Annotated in this window: 10 protein-coding genes; 2 read left to right on the top strand and 8 right to left on the bottom strand. The window is 69.4% G+C overall.

What is annotated here, in order from left to right:
• Positions 1 to 2: 2 nt before the first annotated feature.
• From HPO96_RS24035 to HPO96_RS24015, 5 genes are all read right to left on the bottom strand, one after another.
• Positions 3 to 3,236: an ATP-dependent DNA helicase gene (locus tag HPO96_RS24035; protein WP_171676230.1), complete on the bottom strand. Its 3,234-nt coding sequence runs from the start codon at positions 3,234 to 3,236 to the stop codon at positions 3 to 5.
• Positions 3,233 to 6,448 (bottom strand): ATP-dependent helicase, encoded by a 3,216-nt coding sequence (locus tag HPO96_RS24030; protein ID WP_171676228.1) that lies wholly within the window; start codon positions 6,446 to 6,448, stop codon positions 3,233 to 3,235. The genes HPO96_RS24035 and HPO96_RS24030 overlap by 4 nt, the downstream gene beginning before the upstream one ends.
• A 209-nt stretch (positions 6,449 to 6,657) precedes the next feature.
• Positions 6,658 to 6,951 carry an MGMT family protein gene (locus HPO96_RS24025; RefSeq protein WP_171676226.1) on the bottom strand — a complete coding sequence of 98 codons (294 nt, stop codon included), beginning with the start codon at positions 6,949 to 6,951 and terminating at the stop codon, positions 6,658 to 6,660.
• Between the two features lie 9 nt (positions 6,952 to 6,960).
• Positions 6,961 to 7,800, bottom strand: coding sequence for a TIGR03560 family F420-dependent LLM class oxidoreductase (locus HPO96_RS24020; protein WP_171676224.1), 840 nt, complete (start codon positions 7,798 to 7,800; stop codon positions 6,961 to 6,963).
• Between the two features lie 222 nt (positions 7,801 to 8,022).
• Positions 8,023 to 8,289 carry a DUF2277 domain-containing protein gene (locus HPO96_RS24015; RefSeq protein WP_171676222.1) on the bottom strand — a complete coding sequence of 89 codons (267 nt, stop codon included), beginning with the start codon at positions 8,287 to 8,289 and terminating at the stop codon, positions 8,023 to 8,025.
• An 89-nt stretch (positions 8,290 to 8,378) separates the two neighbouring features.
• On the opposite strand from HPO96_RS24015, the gene HPO96_RS24010 reads away from it, so the two are divergent.
• Both HPO96_RS24010 and HPO96_RS24005 read left to right on the top strand, forming a co-directional pair.
• A complete protein-coding gene (locus tag HPO96_RS24010) occupies positions 8,379 to 9,038 on the top strand; it encodes a TetR/AcrR family transcriptional regulator (protein WP_171676220.1) in 660 nt (219 codons plus the stop codon).
• Positions 9,016 to 9,804 (top strand): maleylpyruvate isomerase family mycothiol-dependent enzyme, encoded by a 789-nt coding sequence (locus HPO96_RS24005; RefSeq protein ID WP_171676218.1) that lies wholly within the window; start codon positions 9,016 to 9,018, stop codon positions 9,802 to 9,804. The genes HPO96_RS24010 and HPO96_RS24005 overlap by 23 nt, the downstream gene beginning before the upstream one ends.
• A gap of 12 nt (positions 9,805 to 9,816) precedes the next feature.
• On the opposite strand, the gene moeZ is transcribed toward HPO96_RS24005, so the two are convergent.
• The 3 genes from moeZ to HPO96_RS23990 all read right to left on the bottom strand — a co-directional run bounded on the left by moeZ (position 9,817) and on the right by HPO96_RS23990 (position 16,669).
• The gene (gene moeZ, locus HPO96_RS24000) at positions 9,817 to 11,007 is read right to left on the bottom strand and encodes an adenylyltransferase/sulfurtransferase MoeZ (RefSeq protein ID WP_171676216.1); all 1,191 of its coding nucleotides are present in this window, start codon (positions 11,005 to 11,007) and stop codon (positions 9,817 to 9,819) included.
• A 138-nt stretch (positions 11,008 to 11,145) separates the two neighbouring features.
• Positions 11,146 to 13,920 (bottom strand): Calx-beta domain-containing protein, encoded by a 2,775-nt coding sequence (locus HPO96_RS23995; protein WP_171676214.1) that lies wholly within the window; start codon positions 13,918 to 13,920, stop codon positions 11,146 to 11,148.
• On the bottom strand, positions 13,913 to 16,669 hold the full coding sequence (locus HPO96_RS23990; RefSeq protein WP_337796784.1) for a Calx-beta domain-containing protein: 2,757 nt from the start codon (positions 16,667 to 16,669) through the stop codon (positions 13,913 to 13,915). Before HPO96_RS23990 ends, HPO96_RS23995 begins: the two co-directional genes overlap by 8 nt.
• Between the last annotated feature and the right edge of the window lie 79 nt (positions 16,670 to 16,748).

The following is a 16,748-nucleotide window of genomic DNA, read 5'->3' as shown; positions in this document are numbered from 1 at the left end:
GGTCAGCCGTTCAGCAACTCGATGAGTTGGCGCTTCGCCGGAAGGTGCTCGGGGCGGACTATCTCCGCGGTGCGGACGTAGTAGAAGGCGGCGCCTACTTGGGTGAGGGGGATGTTCATGAGTTCGGACCAGGCGAGGCGGTAGATGGCCAACTGGAGGGGGTCGGCGGATTCGGAGCGGCTGGTTTTCCAGTCGACGACGTCGTAGCCGCGGGAGCCGTCGGGGCGGACGACCTGGTAGACGGCGTCGATGCGGCCGCGGATGGTGCGGGTGTCGAGGGAGAGGGCGAAGGGGGCCTCGATCTCGTAGGGGGTGGTTTCGCCGTAGGGGCCGGTGCGGAAGGCCTCCATGAGCTCGGTGAGGTCGGTGTCGTCGACGATGTCCTCGTCGGCCGCGCCGGGGAGGTCGTCGGGGTCGATCAGGAGTTGCTGGCCGAAGTAGGACTCGACCCAGGCGTGGAAGCGGGTGCCGAAGCGGGCGGCGCGGTTGGGTTTACGGGGCATCGGGCGGGCGAGTTCGGAGGCGAGGCCGTCCGGGTCCTTGGCCAGGCGCATCACCTGGGTGGCCGAGAGGGCGGCCGGCAGGGTGACGTCGTACGCCTTGCGGCTGCGGGATTCTCTTGCCTCGGACAACAATCGCTCGAGCTCGGAATCCCACCGGGCGACCAGGGCCTGTTCGTCGAGCAGTAGCGATTCTTCGGCCGCGGCCGACGGCCCTTCGGCGCGGGCACGCTGGACGAGCTCGGCCGCGTCGAGCCGGCGGCGGTAGGCATCGGCGTCGTACGCCGCCGGCCAGGCCGCCGTGGTCTGCTCGGCGAGCTCCGGGTTCTCCTCGGAGAGCTCGGGCTGGTCGGCCCAGGCGATCACGCGCTCGCCGGCGTGTTTCTTCAAGGTCTCCAGGTACGACGAGGGGCCGCGCGGGCGCTTCTGCGTGGGGCCCCACCAGTGGCCGGTGGCGACCAGGAGCTCCTTGGCGCGGGTGAAGGCGACGTACCCGAGGCGGCGCTCCTCCAGCGAGTTGACCTCCTTGCACTCGTCGGCGAAGGCTTTCAGGCCGGCGTTCGACAGGTCGTGGAAGTCGGGCAGGGTGTCGGCGTCACCGCGCAGCGGCCAGGGCAGCACCTTAGCGTTCGTCGTCCATTTGTCCCGGCCGCGGTCGGAGGGGAAGACCTTCTGGACGAGCGTCGGCACGAAGACGATCGGCCACTCCAGGCCTTTGGAGCGGTGGGTGGTGAGGAGTTTGACCGAGTCCGCCTCACTCGGGACGGCGAGGTCGAGGCCGGCGGCGTACTCCTCCTCGGCGGCCAGGTAGGCGAGCAGGCCGTCGAGCGAACCGTCCGACTCGGTGGAGACGAAGTTGCCGACGGCATCCAAGAAGGCGGCCAGGTGGTCGCGGCGGCCGGAGTCGATGTGGTCGGGGGTTGCGGTCAGCTCGATATCCAGGCCGATCGTTGCGATCACTCGGCGGACCAGATCGAGCAGCGGCTCACCGGCGTGGGCGCGGAGCTCGCGCAGCTCGGTGGAGATCTCCTTGAAGCGGCTCAGCGCCTCGGGTGCGTAACCCCAGGCCTCGGAGCCCGGATCGTCGACGGCTTCGGCGAGCGAGATGACCTCGGTGGAATCCATCCCGGCGACGGCGGCGTCGAGCGCGGCGACCAGGTCGTCGACGGCGGGGCGGGCGCCGGTGTCGGCGAGGGCGCGGGAGCGGTTCGCGAGCAGGGCGAGGTCGCGGTGGCCGATCCGGTACCGCGGGCCGGTGAGGATGCGGAGCATCGCGGCGTTCGCGGTCAGGTCGTTGACGGCTTGCAGGGTGGCGACGACGTCGACCACCTCGGGCAGCGCGAGCAGACCGCCGAGGCCGACCACCTCGACCGGGACCTTGCGGGAGATCAGCGCTTCGTGGACGGCGCTCAGGTCGACGTTCGTCCGCATCAGGATGCCGATGTCCTTCCAGCGCCGGCCGCGGTTCTGATGCGCGGCGACGATGGCGTCGGCGACCCACTCGATCTCTTGGGAGCGGGTCTCGAAGAGGCCGACCGTGATCGCGCCTTCGGGCGCGTCGGCGGGAGCTTCGAGGGGGATGACACCGGGATGCTGTTCGTACAGCTCGGCGGCATGCTGGTTGGCGGCGGCGAGGATGCGGCTGCCGCAGCGGCGGTTGACGCTCAGGACGTAGCGGCGGGCGGGGCTGCCGTCGGCGTTCGGGAAGTGTTCGGGGAACTCGTCGAGGTTGGCGACGGAGGCGCCACGCCAGCCGTAGATCGCCTGGCACGGGTCGCCGACGGCGGTGACCGGGTGGCCGCGGCCGTCGGGGCCGGCGAAGAGCGCGGTCAACATCCGGCGCTGGGAGACGGAGGTGTCCTGGTATTCGTCGAGCAGGACGACCTTGTACCGCGCGCGTTCGGCGACGGCGACCTCGGGGCACTCCTCGGCCAGGCGCGCGCCGAGGGCCATCTGGTCGGCGAAGTCGACCACGCCGCGTTCGGCCTTGTAGGCCTGGTACTCCTCGACGAGCTGCAGGATCTCACCGCGTTTCAACGCGGTCTCGGCCAGCTTGCGCACCTCGACCGTCTGTTTGCGCGCCGCGGCGACCTCGCTCCGGACGGCGTCGTCGTGGTCGCGGACGGCGTCCGCCTTCAGCAGGTGGTCGGCCAGCTCGCCGTCAAGGGACAGCAGGCTGTTGACGAGCGTCGGGACGTGGTGCGACGCGAAGCGGATCGGGCCGGACGAACGGCGTACGACGCGGCCCGCGAGCTGGAACCTGGTCGCATCGGCGAGCACGCGCGCATCCGGCTCGAGGCCGAGCCGCAGGCCGTGCTCGGTGATCAGCGTGCCCGCGAACGCGTGGTACGTCGACACCACCGGCTCGCCCGGCTCCTCGGGCTCCCAGTTCGGCACGTTGCTGCGCAGGTGCGCCGCGAGGATCGGATGCTGATCCGGGGGCAGCGTCGACCCGAGCACGCCGGCTTTCGTCAGATCCTCCCGAATCCGCACGTCCAGCTCGTTCGCGGCCTTCTTCGTGAAAGTAAGCCCCAGCACCTCCTCCGGCTGCACCTGCCCCGTGCAGATCAGCCAAACCACCCGAGCCGCCATCGCCGTCGTCTTCCCCGACCCGGCCCCCGCCACAATCACCCCCGGCGCCAACGGCGCCGTAATAGCCGCCAGCTGCTGCTCACTGAACGGAACCCCCAACAACTCACACAACTCGGAGGTCGTCCGCAACTTCACCGCACTCATACGATTTCTCGGCCTTCGGGTTGGATGGGGCAGAGGGGGCGGGCTTCGCAGCGGGTGCAGCCGTCGTTGCGTTGGGCGGTCAGGGACTCGGTGCGGATCATGGTTTCGGCGTCGGTGACTGCTTCGTCGAGCCAGGTGTTGCCGTCTTCGTCGGGTTCGAGGGGAGACTGAGGCTGGACTTTGGGGAAGCCGGCTTCGTCGTGGCGGAGCTGGACGAGTTCGGCGCCGCCGGCGAGCGGGTTCTCGCCGAGGGCTTTGAGTTGGCGGGATTGGATGGCTCGCTGGTAGATGGCCAGCTGGACGTGGCGGGCGACGGCGGGTTTGGTGGGGACGGTGCGGCCGGTTTTGAGGTCGACGACGCGGAGCGCGCCTTCGGGGTCGGACTCGACGCGGTCCATCCGGCCTTTGATGCGGACGGCGGGCTGGTCGGCGTCCGGGAGGAGGACGTCGAACTCGACCTCGGTGCCGACCAGGGTGCGGTCGGGACGGCCCTGGTGCCAGGCGACGAAGCGACGGAGGGCCTGGTCGGCCTCGGCGCGCTCACGGTCGGAGATCCAGGCGGACTCGAAGTCGAGCTGCGTCCAGACTTTGTCGAGCCAGCCGTTCAACTCGTCGGCTGACGGCGGGAGCGTGCCGGTCGCAACGGCGTCGGCCAGCGTGTGCAGCACTTGGCCGAACCCGATCGCCGCCGTACTGGGCGTCTCCCCACCGGCCCGCCGGGTCAGGAACCAGCGCAGCGGGCAGTCCACGATCGTGGTCAGCGCGCTCCCGGACAGCGGCACCGGCAGCTCCGGATCCGCGATCGGGCGCTCCGAGCGAGTCCGCTCCCGAACACCCCACCAGCGCGCCGGATCAGCCGTCGGCACCAACGCGTACTCACGGTCGTCAACAGCATCGGCCAACTGCGCCAACCGATCCGCCGCGACCCGCTTCAACGCCGGCGACGACGCCGGATCCGCCAGGACGCACCGCAGATCGGCAACCAGGCCAGGTAACGACAGCGGACGCCGAGGCCGCCCGGCCACCAGCTTCAGCGGGATGTCCAGCTCGGCCAGGAACCGCGACGGCTGATCCCCATCCGCCTCCGGCGCCTGCACCGCCGTCACGATCAGCCGCTCCCGCGCGCGGGTGATCGCGACGTAGAACAACCGCCGCTCCTCAGCCAGCAACGCACCCGCCGACAACGGCTCGATCAAGCCGTTCGTCCCCAGCCGATCCGGCTCCAGCAGCGAACCGCGCCGCCGCAGATCCGGCCACTGGCCCTCCTGGACCGAGGCCACCACGACGAGCCGCCACTGCAGCCCCTTCGACCGGTGCGCCGTCATCAGCTGGACGCCGGCCTCCCGGTAGGTGCCGTCGAACCGGTTGTCCGCCGCGATGTCCAGCGACTCCAGCTCGCTCAGGAACGCCGAAACGCCCTTGAACCCGATCTGCTCCTCAGCGCGCCCCGCCGCGTCGAACAACGCGCACAACGAGTCGAGATCCCGGTTCGCCGCGCGGGCCGGCTCGCCGCCCGAGTTCGCCTGGCCGCGCAGCCGGCGCAACCACGGCGACTCCGACCACAACGACCACATCACCTCGTCCGGCGCGGCGCCGGCGTTCACGATATTCCTTGCTTTGAGCAACCGCTCCCCGAGCGCCGCGAACCGCGCCTCGGCCGGCGATGCCTCCTCGTCGAGCAGCAACGGGTTCAGCAACGCCTCCCGGAGCAGCTCATCCGACGAGCGGGGAAGCCGCTGCCCGTCGGCCGCCTCCCGATCGCGACGCCGCAGCACCCGCGCCAGCCGCCGCAGCTGCCCGGCATCCATCGCGCCCAACGGCGACAGGGCCAACGCGCGGACGACCTCCACCGTCAGCGTCGCCGGATCAGCCACGGCCCGCAACGCCAGCAGCATCGGCCGGACGGCGGGCTCCCGCGACAACGGCAGCTCGTCACCGGCGACATCGACCGGAATCCCCGCGGCGGCAAGCGCCCGCCGCAACGGCGGAATCGATCGGCTGCCCGACCGGACCAGCACGGCCATCTCATGCCAGCCGACGCCGTCCTGCACGTGGGCGCGCCGGAGCAGATCCGCGATGTGCTCGAGCTCGGCCCCGCTCGTCGAGTACAGATTCGCCTCGACCTTGCCCGCGCCGTACACACAGCCGGTGGCATCCGGATTGCGGAACCGCTCGAACGTCTCCCGATCGAGTGTCCCCGGGACGCCGAGCCGGTTCACCACGTTCCGCGAGACCCGCTGCAACGTCGTCCCGAACCGGCGCGTCGTTCCCAGCGCGATCTGCGCCGCCGCCGACCCGTCGAGCCCGCGGAACTCGTCGGTGAACCGCAGCAACCCGCGCACATCGGCGCCGCGGAACGTGTAGATCGACTGATCCGGATCACCGACGACGACCAGATCCCGCCCGTCGCCCGCGATCGCGCGCAACAGCTGGATCTGCCCGGGATCGGTGTCTTGGTATTCGTCGACGAAGACCGCTTTGAACTCGCGGCGCAGCTTGTCCTGGACGGCGGGCTGCTGCGCCAGGATCACCGCGCGATGGATCAGCTCGGAGTAGTCCAGCACCTGCTCGTGGTCGAGGATCTGCAGATACTCCTCGAAGAAGTCACCGACCGCGACCCACTCGGCGCGCTCCGCCGACCGGCCGATCGCGGACAGATCCTCCGGGTCGAGGCCGAGCTGCCGCGCCTTGCCGATCACGGCCTGCACCTCGTCGACGAACCCGCGCGTCTTCAGCGCCGGATGCAAACTGCGCGGCCAGTGCACCGCGCCGACCTCACGACTCCCCGACAGGGCCTCGCTCAGCCGCAGCGACTGCTCCGGCCCCGACGGCAACCGCAGCGGGACGTCGAACGCATCCGCCGGGGTGAACCGCCGCAGCAACGCATAACAGAACGAGTGGAACGTCATCGACGGCATCACCCGCGTCGTCTTCCCGAGGCGGCCGGTGATCCGGTCCCGCAGCTCGGTCGCCGCCTTCCGCCCGAAGGTCAGCACGAGCACCTCGTCCGGACTCAGGCCGCGGTTGTGCACCCGATCGACGACCGCCTCGACGAGCGTCGTCGTCTTCCCCGTTCCCGGCCCGGCCAGCACGAGCAACGGACCACCAGGATGATCGACCACGGCCTGCTGATCGGCATCCAGGGCCGGCGCCTGCGCCGCGCGCCCCTCTGCCCGGACCAACCGATACCGGGATCCCTGCCTGCTGACCATCGACCCATCCCATCAGACCCCACCGACAAATCCCCATCGCGCACCCCGCCGGGCCCGATCGTGCCCCGAAATCCGGACGGCACAACTTCTGCCGCGGCGTCCGCATCAGACCTACGAACGCACCGGGTCGGTGACCCCAACCACTGAACCGGTCGCGGTCGCCGGCGGCGCGCAGACTCGGGGCGGAGTCGCGCGCCGCCGGTGTCACCTCACGACGGATCCCACCGCACCGCACGCAGATCGACCCGCCCGTTGGTGATGCGGACGCCGTCCGACCGCAGGTTGTGCAACTGCTCGTCGCCGACCTCTTCGGCCGGTACGCCGGACGCGCGGATCACCCGCCACCACGGGACGCCGCCGCCGTACTCGCGCATGATCGCGCCGACCTGCCGCGGCCCGCCCTGACCGACGTACTCCGCGATATCGCCGTACGTCGCGACGCTGCCGGGCGGGATCGACTCCACCGCCCGCAGCACCGCTTCGACGTATTCCTCCCGATCCACAGGACCAATTTATGCGAGCGGGGCGAGGGCTTTCGCGAGCGGCTCGACGACGGACGGCGGCGCGTCGAGCGGCAGGTTCATCACGACCATGTCGACACCGGCCTCGGCGTACGCCGCCGCCGTGGCGACCGCGACGTCGAGGGATTCATCGGGGTCGATCCGCAGGTTCACCGAGCAGGTGATCGCGCTGACGTCGCGGCCGACCTCCGCGCAATGCTGGACCAGGATCTCCTTCAGCGGCGCCCACTCCGCGGGGCCGGGCACGATGGCGTTCCAGTGCTGAGCCCACTTGGCGACCGCGCGCAGCGTGCGCTTCGGGCCCTTGCCGCCGATCGCGATCGGCGGATGTGGGGTCTGGACGGCCTTCGGCTCGCAGTACGCGTCCTTCAGCTGGATGTACTTGCCGTCGAAGTTCGCCGACTTCTCGGTGAGCAGCGCGATGATCGCCTGCACCCCCTCGTCGAACCGGTCGAAACGCTCCTTCAACGGGTACAGCTCGATGCCGTACGCCGCGGTCTCCAGCTCGTTCCAGCCGGCGCCGACCCCGAGCTCGAGCCGGCCGCCGGAAATGATGTCGGTGGTCGCGGCCATATTCGCCAGGACGGCCGGATGACGGTAGATCATCCCGCTCACCTGACAGCCGACGCGGATCCGCGACGTCGCCTGGGCGAGCGCGGCGAGCGTCGTCCAGGCCTCCAGGTTCGGGCCGGCCAGGTCGCCGCTGAGCGGGTAGAAGTGGTCCCAGTGCCAGGCGGATTCGAAGATCTCGTGTTGGTCCGCGGCGACCCACACGTCGCGCATCTGCTGCCAGGTGGTGTGCTCCGGCCTGGTCTTGAGGGCGAATCGCATTACCGGCCTCCCCTTGCTGAAAACGCTTCCCGGGCGACCCTACAACGGCGCGCCGACAAGCACGGAGCACACCGCGAACCTCCGGGACACTGGAGTCAGGAACACCGCAAGAGGCCGGGGTGCTGGGGGCCACGGAAAGCTGGTGCGAAGTCGGGTCGGACGGGACGCGACGGGCAACCGGGACGCCGGATCCTCCAGCACCTCTACCGATTCGGTCGAGCCCTAGTCGAGCCCGAGCCGGGCGCGGACCTCCGGACGGCGCAGCGGCGGCACGGTCTGCGGCGGCACCCGGCGCTCCGGCATCTCGGTCAGCAGCTGCTCGGTGATCCGCGCGACCTCGGCCGCGGCGCGCTCGATCGGCTCCCGGGTGGCGCCGCTCAGCGCGCCGACGCCAGTGACCTTACGGACGTATTGCAGTGCGGCCGCATAGATCTCCTCGGAGGTCGCGGCCGGCTCCAGCCCCCGGAGCACGGTGATGTTTCGGCACATGCCCCGACCTTACGCGCCGCCGGGGACAAACCCCGGGGTTTCCCTACAGGGTATTGACTTACCTAACGCCGTTAGGTTTTCCTCATCCTATGAGCACAACCGGGCTGGACCGCCGGACCCGGCGCCGGCAGGAGACGATCGAGGAGATCCTCGCGGTCGCCATCGAGCTGATGGAGACCGAGGGCGTCGCCGCGCTCAGCATGTCCGCGGTGGCGCGCCGGTTGGGGATGCGCCCGCCGTCGCTCTACCAGTACTTCCCGTCCAAGGCTGCCATCTACGACGCGCTGTTCCAGCGCGGGGGTGAGCTGATTCGCGAGGCGCGCCGCGCCGCGCAGGCCGAGGCCGACACCGAGGACCCGCGCGAACTCGACCGGATCTCGGTCGCGGCCTTCACCCGCTGGTGCCTCGAACACCAGGTCTACTCACAGCTGCTGTTCTGGCGAACGGTCCCCGGTTTCGAGCCGAGCCCAGAGGCCTATGCACCCGCCCAGGAGGCGCTCGAAGACCTGCGCCGCCACCTGCAGACCGGCGTCGACCAGGGCATCCTGCGCCCGGAGGCGGCCGGCGAAGAGGGCCTCGCGCTCTACACGTCCATCACCGGCGGCGTGATTGCGCAACAGATCGCGAACGAGCCCGACGCGTCGTACGACGACGGCCGCTACGTCCGGCTGATGCCGATCGCGCTCGACATGTTCTACCAGTACTACGCACCGACCAGGGGGAATCATGGAAGCAGTAGCAGCGGCTGACATCAGCCGCGCCGACCGCCCACGCTGCGCCGAGCACCGCGCCGCCGAGCTGCAAGCCTGGCGTGAGCTGCTCGCGTCGATCGAGGGCGACGACTGGCATCGGCGTACGGTCTGCGACGCGTGGGACGTCGCCGACATCGCCGGGCATCTGATCGGCCAGGCGGAGGATGTGAACCTGCCGTGGTCGTTCCCCCGCCGGCTCCGCAAGGCGAAGCGGGTCTACCCCGGCACGCCGAAGTTCGACGCGCACATGATGGTGCAGGCCGACGAGCACCGCGGTACGCCGCCTGCCGAGCTGCGGCTCGCCTTCGACCGGAGCTGGGCCAAGGCAACCCGGAAGATCCGCACCAACCCGGCGCTGCTCCGCCGGATCAGCATGTCGGTGGACGAGATCCCGGGGTTCTCACTCGACCTGGGCTACATCCAGGACATCTTGCTGGCCCGCGACCTGTGGATGCACCGCGACGACGTCTGCCAGGCCCTCGACCGGCCGTTCGACGCCGGTCCGTACGCCGGGGAGCTGATCGCGCAGGTGATGCGGGATGTGCTCGACGGGCCGTTCTGGGGTGACCGGCCCGCGGTCGAGCTGGAGCTGACCGGCCAGGGAGGCGGGACCTACCGGCTGGGGAGGGGCGAGCCGGTCGGCCACGCGCAGGTGGACGCCGTCGCCTACATGCGCACACTCTCCGGCCGCGACGACGACCCGGTGGTCACCGGCGATCCGGCGGCTGCCGAGGCAGTCGCCGGATGCCGGATGCCGTTCTAGCCGAGGGTCGTTCTAGTAGGCGGGCTGGCTCGGGTCGATCTGGTCGACCCAGGCCACCACGCCGCCGCCGACGTGGACGGCGTCGGAGAAGCCCGCGCCCTTGACGATCGCGAGCACCTCGGCCGAGCGGACGCCGGACTTGCAGTGGAAGACCAGCTGCTTGTCCTGCGGCAGCTTCTCCAGCGCGACGCCGGTCTGGAAATCGGCCTTCGGGATCAGCACCGAGCCGGGGATCCGGTTGATCTCGTACTCGTTCGGCTCCCGGACGTCGATCAGCTGGAAGTCCTTCTCGCCGTTGTCCTTGAGCTTGATCCACTCGCTGAGCTGCTTGACCGAGATCGTCGAGCCGGCGGCGGCGTCGGCCGCCTCCTCGGTGATCGCGCCGCAGAAGCTCTCGTAGTCGATCAGCTCGGTGACGGTCGGGTTCTCGCCGCAGATCGCGCAGTTCGGGTCCTTGCGGACCTTCAGTGTGCGCCAGTTCAGATCGAGGGCCTCGTAGATGTTCAGCCGGCCGAGCGACGGGTCGCCGATCCCGGTGAGCAGCTTGAGCGCCTCGGTCACCTGCGCCGCGCCGACCGACGCGCACAGCACGCCCAGCACCCCACCCTCGGCGCAGGACGGAACCATGCCGGGCGGCGGCGGCTCGGGGTAGAGGCAGCGGTAGCACGGGCCGTGCTCGGCCCAGAACACGCTCACCTGGCCGTCGAAGCGGAAGATCGAACCCCAGACGTACGGCTTGCCGAGCAGGACGGCCGCGTCGTTGACCAGGTAGCGGGTGGCGAAGTTGTCGGTGCCGTCGACGATCAGGTCGTACTGCTCGAAGATCTCGAAGACGTTGTCGTTGTCCAGCCGGGTCTCGTGCAGGACGACGTTCGTGTTCGGGTTGGTCTCGAGGATCGACTCCTTGGCCGACTGCGCCTTGGACTTCCCGACGTCGGACTGGCCGTGGATGATCTGGCGCTGCAGGTTCGACTCGTCGACGGTGTCGAACTCGACGATGCCGAGGGTGCCGACACCGGCCGCGGCCAGGTAGAGCAGCGCCGGGCTGCCGAGGCCGCCGGCGCCGATCACCAGCACCTTGGCGTTCTTCAGCCGTTTCTGGCCGGCCATCCCGACCTCGGGGATGATCAGGTGCCGCGAGTACCTGCGGACCTCGTCGATGGTCAGCTCGTCGGCCGGTTCGACCAGCGGTGGCAGTGACACGTGTCGGCTCCTCGGTGAAGGGTTCAGGCGGGCGGTCTGGGTTTCAACCATCGGCCCGGTCTCCATGTTCCCGCAGAATCGCGGAGACCCCAGCCCGGGTCCGAATCCCGGGACCGGGGTCTCACCTGGCGAGCGGGGTCAGTCGTTGTCGGTGATCGTCACCGTGACCGTCGCCGGCAACTTGATATCGGCCCCGTCGACGGCCTTGAGCACCGCGGTGAAGGTCTCGGTCGGCTCCTTGACCTTGTCGTCGACGATCCCGACCAGCAGCTCACCGGCGGTCTTACCCGGTTCGAAGTACCCCTCGATCGAGCGGTCCGGCGGGTCGTTCTGGCCGCGGAAGTCCTTCCCGAGGACGGCGGTGCCGTCCTGGACGGACCCGCTGATCGTGACGTACCGATCACTCGGCGCGGACAGCTTGACCGGGATCTTGACGTCGGCGGACTTCTCGACCGTGGTCAGGTTGCCCACGGTCAGCGTCGGCGTCGGGTCGTCGTCGAGTACCAGCCCCTGGCCGAAGGAGTGGTCCAGCAGGGCTTCCTTCGGCGCGGAGAGCACCAGCGAGAACTTGGCGTCCGCGCTGTCCCGGGTGTTCCCCGTGATCGGCACGCTGACCTTCAGCTTGGTCTGTCCGGGCTTGAAGACCAGCGTCTTGGCCACGTCGCCCACGGCCGTCGATTCGAAGGAGGGCGTGGTCTCGGCGTACACGGTGACCGGGCGGGGGCTCGGGCGGCTCAGCCGGACGTACATGTCGACCAGCTTGGTGCCCTTGTCTCCCTCCTTGACCTTGACGTCCGATGCGGACAGCTTCGGCAGCAGCGTGGCCGGAGCCGAGGTTCCGAGACCGGCCGACGAGAATGCCAGGTCGCTGACGAACGCCGTCCCCGATGCGACCCGGTCGGTCCGCAGCTCGACCGTACGGACGTCTCGCAGGTCGATGCCCTTCAGCGACGACAGCGGGATCCGCACGGTCCGCAGTAGGTTCTTCGGCAGTCCCAACTGCAGGTTGCCCGGCAGACGCGTCAGCGCGTCGCTGACACTCGACACCGGTACGGCGGCCGCCTTGCCGCGACCGTCGACCACTCGAACGCTGAGGTCGGTGGTGAGTGTCCCCAGCGCGCCCGGAGCGGCCCGGAACGACAGAGCGGCGTACTTGCGCACGTCGCGCTGCTTCGCGGGCAGGTTGAGTCGTACGACGCCGGTCTTGGCGGTCCAGGCCAGCTTGGTGACTGCCAGGCTCGGTGTCCGCCCGGCAAGGGCTGCCGGCTCCCAGTGCGGCGAGTCGCCCCAACCGTCGGTGAGCAGACAGGCGGGGGTGGCCGCGGCCTTGGACGCCGTCAGCGGCTTCACACCGGCACAAACGGTCGCAGTGACCTTTCCACTGACCGCACCCTTCGGCAGCGCCTTGTCGAGTGCGTTGACGTCACGGCGCGATGCCAGCGGCGCCTGCGAGACCACTCGCACCACAGCCTTACCCGCCGAGGCCGCACGGGTGTCAGAGCCGTCGAACAGCGGCAGGAACTGCTTCTCGTTGCCCAGGTGCAGCCGGAAGAAGCCGGCGAGGTACGCCGTACCGACAGCCTGCTGCTCCTTGGCCTTCAGCCGGCCAACGGTCCGGTCGCCGCAGGTCGCCTTCGGCTCGCCACCCCAGTCGTCACCCGACGGCGCGACCGACTGGCCCGGCGTCCACTCGGTGTTGAAGAAGTTGTGGTTGGCGCCCAGCACGGTCACAGTCGAACGAGCAGCGCCGTCCCCGGTGACGGAGTTCCTGGTGTCGTCGTAGAACTTCTGCCCCTGCAGATCCGACACGTCGCCATCGCAGTACGGCAGCAGGACGCTCATCGCGACCCCTGGCACTGTCGACCGCGCGAAATCGACCGGCGCCAACGGAAGCACCGCACGGATGCCGAACTCGCCACCGCGATCCGAGTTGATCACTGCGGCGCGAGCGACCCCCTCACCACCCCGGGAGTGGCCCATCAGGCCGACGTTCTTCAGATCGAGCTTGCCGATGAACTTGTTGCCGAACGGACCACCACCGGCCGTTGACCACTTCTTCCACAGCGCCAGGTGGTCGAGCACCAGCTCGCCGCGGGCCTGCGCGCCCAGGTCGTACACGTCACCGTCGTACGCGTTGATCGCGTTCGAGCTGATCGAGACCACCTGATAGCCGTGACTGGCCAGCGCCTTCGCCGGAGCGTCGTACCCGCGGTAGCTCGGGATCGGCTTGGCGCCCTTCGGGCACGGCCATGGCTTGTCGCCCGCTTCTGTTGCATCGCCGTAGCAGTACTCGTGCCGGCCGTGCAGGAAGACCACCAGCGGCCGCTTGCCGGTCGCACCGACCGGTGCGTAGACCTTGCCGACCACCTCTGATTTCTGGCCGATCCCGGGCAGGTACACGGCCTCGTCACCGAGGTTGTACTCCGACGTCTCGACCTGGTACATGCCGAGCTTGCCCGGGTCGTCCTTCAGCAGAGCACCCTGCCGGGCCTTGTTCCAGTACGCGTCCGTCGTACCGCCTGCCAGCGCACGGGCCGCGGCCTTTTGCTCCAGCTTGCCCAGGTCCCCCGACCAGACCAGTTGGACGCTCTTCGCGTTCCGGACGGCGCTGTCGGTGGTCACCAGCGACAGGCTGCGCCGGTCCCGCGACTGCTTGGCGACTCCGACCGGGACGCCGTCGACGACCAGCAGCGGCGCTGAAGCACGCATCGGCGCCGGAGCGTCCAAGTTGAGCGACACCTGGTAGCCGCCGGCGACCGGACGGATGTCCCACTTGTCGCCCTGCGCAACGGACGCCGGTGCGGCAGCGGCGCCGGGCGCCGTCATCAGCCCGGCCCCGAGGACTGCGACCAGCCCCAGCGACAGGTATCTCGTGAATCTGCCGGTAACTCGCACAGTCTTCCTCTCAGTCATTGTCGGTGATGGTGGCAGTGACGGTCAGCGGCAGCTTGACGTCTCCGCCCTCGCCGGTGTCGAGCACAGCGGTGAAGGTCTCGGCGGGTTCCTTGACGGTGTCGTCGAGGACGCGGGCGCTCACCTGGCCGCTCGTTTCGCCTTGCCAGATGTAGCCGTCGACCAAGGCATCCGGCGGCGGCCAGAGGCTGCTGTAGTCCTGCCCGAGCACGGCGGTCCCGTCCTTGAGCGCGCCGTTGACCCAGACCATTCGGTCACTCGGCGCGGACAGGGTCATCGGGAACGCCACGTCGCCGTCCTGCTCGCCAACCGTCACGTTTCCGATCGTGAGTGTCGGCGTTGCGTCGTCGTCGATCACGGAGCCGAGCCCGAAGGACTGGTCGAGCAGCGCCTCCTGCGGCGCCGACAGCGCCAGCGAGAACTGCGCGACGTCGGCAGCGTCCCGGGTGTTGCCGATGATCGGCACGCTCACCTCCTGCCGGACCTGCCCGGGCTTGAAGACCAGCTTCTTGGCCACCGCGCCGACTGCCGACGTGTCCCAGGGCAGGTTGCTCTCGGCGTACACCGTGATCGGCCGGGCGCTCGGCCGGTTCAGCGTCACCACGAAGTCGGCCGACTGGGTGCCCGTGTCGCCTTCCTTGAACTCACCGGCATTCGAGGCCGAGACCTTGGGCAGCGTCACAGCCGGCGCCGAGACGCCGACGCCGGGCGACGAGAACGTCAGGTCGCTGACGTACACCGATCCCTGCGCAACCCGGTCGGTCCGCAGCTCGACCGCCCGGACGTCGCGCAGATTCACGCCCTTGAGCGAGGACAGCGGGATCCGCACCGTTCGCAGCAGGTTCTTCGGCAACCCTTCTGCGTTGCTGCCCGGCAGCCGGGTCAGAGCGTCGCTGACAGTCGACACCGGTACGACGGCGGCCTGTCCGCGGCCGTCGACCACACGGACGCTGAGGTCCGTCTTGGGCGCGCCAGTTGGGTCCGGAGCGGCCCGGAACGACAGCGCGGCGTACTTGCGCACGTCGCGCTGCTTCGCGGCCAGGTTGATCCGCACGGCCCCGGTCTGGTCGGTCCAGGACAGCTTCGTCACGGCCAGCGTCGGGGTGCTTGCGGCGAGGTAGCTCGTCGTCCAGTGCGGCGCGTCAGAGCCGCCGTCGGTCTCCAGACAGGGCTGCGTGGCAGCCTTGGCCGGTTCCTTCAGCTTGGCACCGGCACAGACCGTCGCAGTGACTTTGCCACTGATCGCCTCCGCCGGCAGCGGCTTGTCGAAGTAGTTGATATCGCTGCGCGACGCCAGCGGGGCCTGAGCGACCACGCGCACAACCGCCTTACCGGCGGACGCCGCACGAGCATCAGAGCCGTCGAACAGCGGTAGGAACTGCTTCTCGTACCCCAACTGCAGCCGGAAGAAGCCCGCGAGGTAAGCCGTACCGACAGCCTGCTGCTCCTTGGGCTTCAACCGGCCCTCGTAGTTCGCGCCGCACGGCTTCTCGTTCGGCTCGCCGTACCAGTCGTCCGACGACGGCGCCTCGGACTGGCCCGGCGTCCACTCGGTGTTGAAGAAGTTGTGGTTGGCGCCCAGCACGGTGACCGTCGAGCGTGCTGCGCGGTCTCCGGTGACGGAATGCCTGGTGTCGTCGTAGAACTTCTGCCCTTGCAGGTCCACCACGTCGCCATCGCAGTACGGCAGCAGGACGCTCATCGCGACCCCTGGCACCGTGGAGCGCGCGAAATCGACCGGAGCCAGCGGAAGCACCGCACGGATGCCGTACTGGCCACCGCGGTCGGCATTGAGGACAGCGGCCCGTGCCACGCCCTCACCACCCCGCGAGTGCCCCATCAGGCCGACGTTCGTCAGGTCGATCTTGCCGACGAACTTGGCGCCGAACGGGCCGCCGCTGGTTGTCGACCACTTCTTCCACAGCGCCAGGTGCTCGAGGATCAGCTCGGCCCGCGCCTGCGCGCCGGCGTCATAGGCATCGGAGTCCCAGGCGTTGATCGCATTGGCGCTGATCGACACCACCTGATACCCGTGACTGGCCAGCGCGTTCGCAGCGCCGTCATAGCCGCGGTAGCTGGGAACCGGCTTGGTCCCCTTCGCGCACGGCCAGGGGATGTCGCTCGGCGCCTCCTTGGCGCCGTAACAGACCTGGTGGCGGCCGTGCTGGAAGATCACCAGCGGCCGCTTGCCGGTCGCTCCGACCGGTGCGTAGACCTTGCCGACCACCTCTGATTTGTGGCGCAGCCCCGGCAAATCGACTGCCTCGTCACCGAGGTTGTACTCCGAGGTCTGGACCTGGTACTTACCCGGCTTCGCCGGGTCGTCCGGCAGCAGCGGACCGGTCCGCGGATTCAGCCAATAGGGGTCGGTGGCCGGGCCGGACAGCGCACGGCCCTTCTTGTTGAGCTCCCCCGGCTCGGCCAGCCGGATCTCCTTGGCCTGGCGGACGCTACTGTCGGTGGTGATCAGCCACAGGCTGCGGCCGTCCGGCGATTGCCTGGCCGGGCCCAGCGGCACGCCGTCGGCGGCCAGTTGCGGTAGTGCCGCGCGCATCGGCACCGGCGCATCCAGGACCACCGAGACGCGGTAGCCGCCGGGGACCTGTTGCACGTTCCATTTGTTGCCCTCAGCAACGGATGGCGGATCCGGTGGTGCGGCGGCGGCACTCGGCGCCAGTGTCGTCCCCACCCCTAGTAGTGCGACCATCCCCAGCGACAGACTTCGGGCGAAACTGTCGATAACCCGCACGGTTGTCCTCTCGATTTTCGACGAAACAGACCATTCGTCAGACTTCGTGGGCGAGAGGAAAGTTGACCTGATCCGCCGC

The sequence above is a fragment of the Kribbella sandramycini genome (assembly GCF_013131805.1).
GTDB classification, from domain to species: domain Bacteria; phylum Actinomycetota; class Actinomycetes; order Propionibacteriales; family Kribbellaceae; genus Kribbella; species Kribbella sandramycini.
This window is presented reverse-complemented; position numbering and strand designations above follow the sequence as displayed.

Excerpts from the sequence above, each read along its gene's own strand:
- HPO96_RS24035 (WP_171676230.1), bottom strand. The coding sequence starts at position 3,236 with ATGAGTGCGGTGAAGTTGCGGACGACCTCCGAGTTGTGTGAGTTGTTG.
- HPO96_RS24030 (WP_171676228.1), bottom strand. The coding sequence starts at position 6,448 with ATGGTCAGCAGGCAGGGATCCCGGTATCGGTTGGTCCGGGCAGAGGGG.
- HPO96_RS24020 (WP_171676224.1), bottom strand. The coding sequence starts at position 7,800 with ATGCGATTCGCCCTCAAGACCAGGCCGGAGCACACCACCTGGCAGCAG.
- HPO96_RS24015 (WP_171676222.1), bottom strand. The coding sequence starts at position 8,289 with ATGTGCCGAAACATCACCGTGCTCCGGGGGCTGGAGCCGGCCGCGACC.
- HPO96_RS24010 (WP_171676220.1), top strand. The coding sequence starts at position 8,379 with ATGAGCACAACCGGGCTGGACCGCCGGACCCGGCGCCGGCAGGAGACG.
- HPO96_RS24005 (WP_171676218.1), top strand. The coding sequence starts at position 9,016 with ATGGAAGCAGTAGCAGCGGCTGACATCAGCCGCGCCGACCGCCCACGC.
- HPO96_RS23995 (WP_171676214.1), bottom strand. The coding sequence starts at position 13,920 with ATGACTGAGAGGAAGACTGTGCGAGTTACCGGCAGATTCACGAGATAC.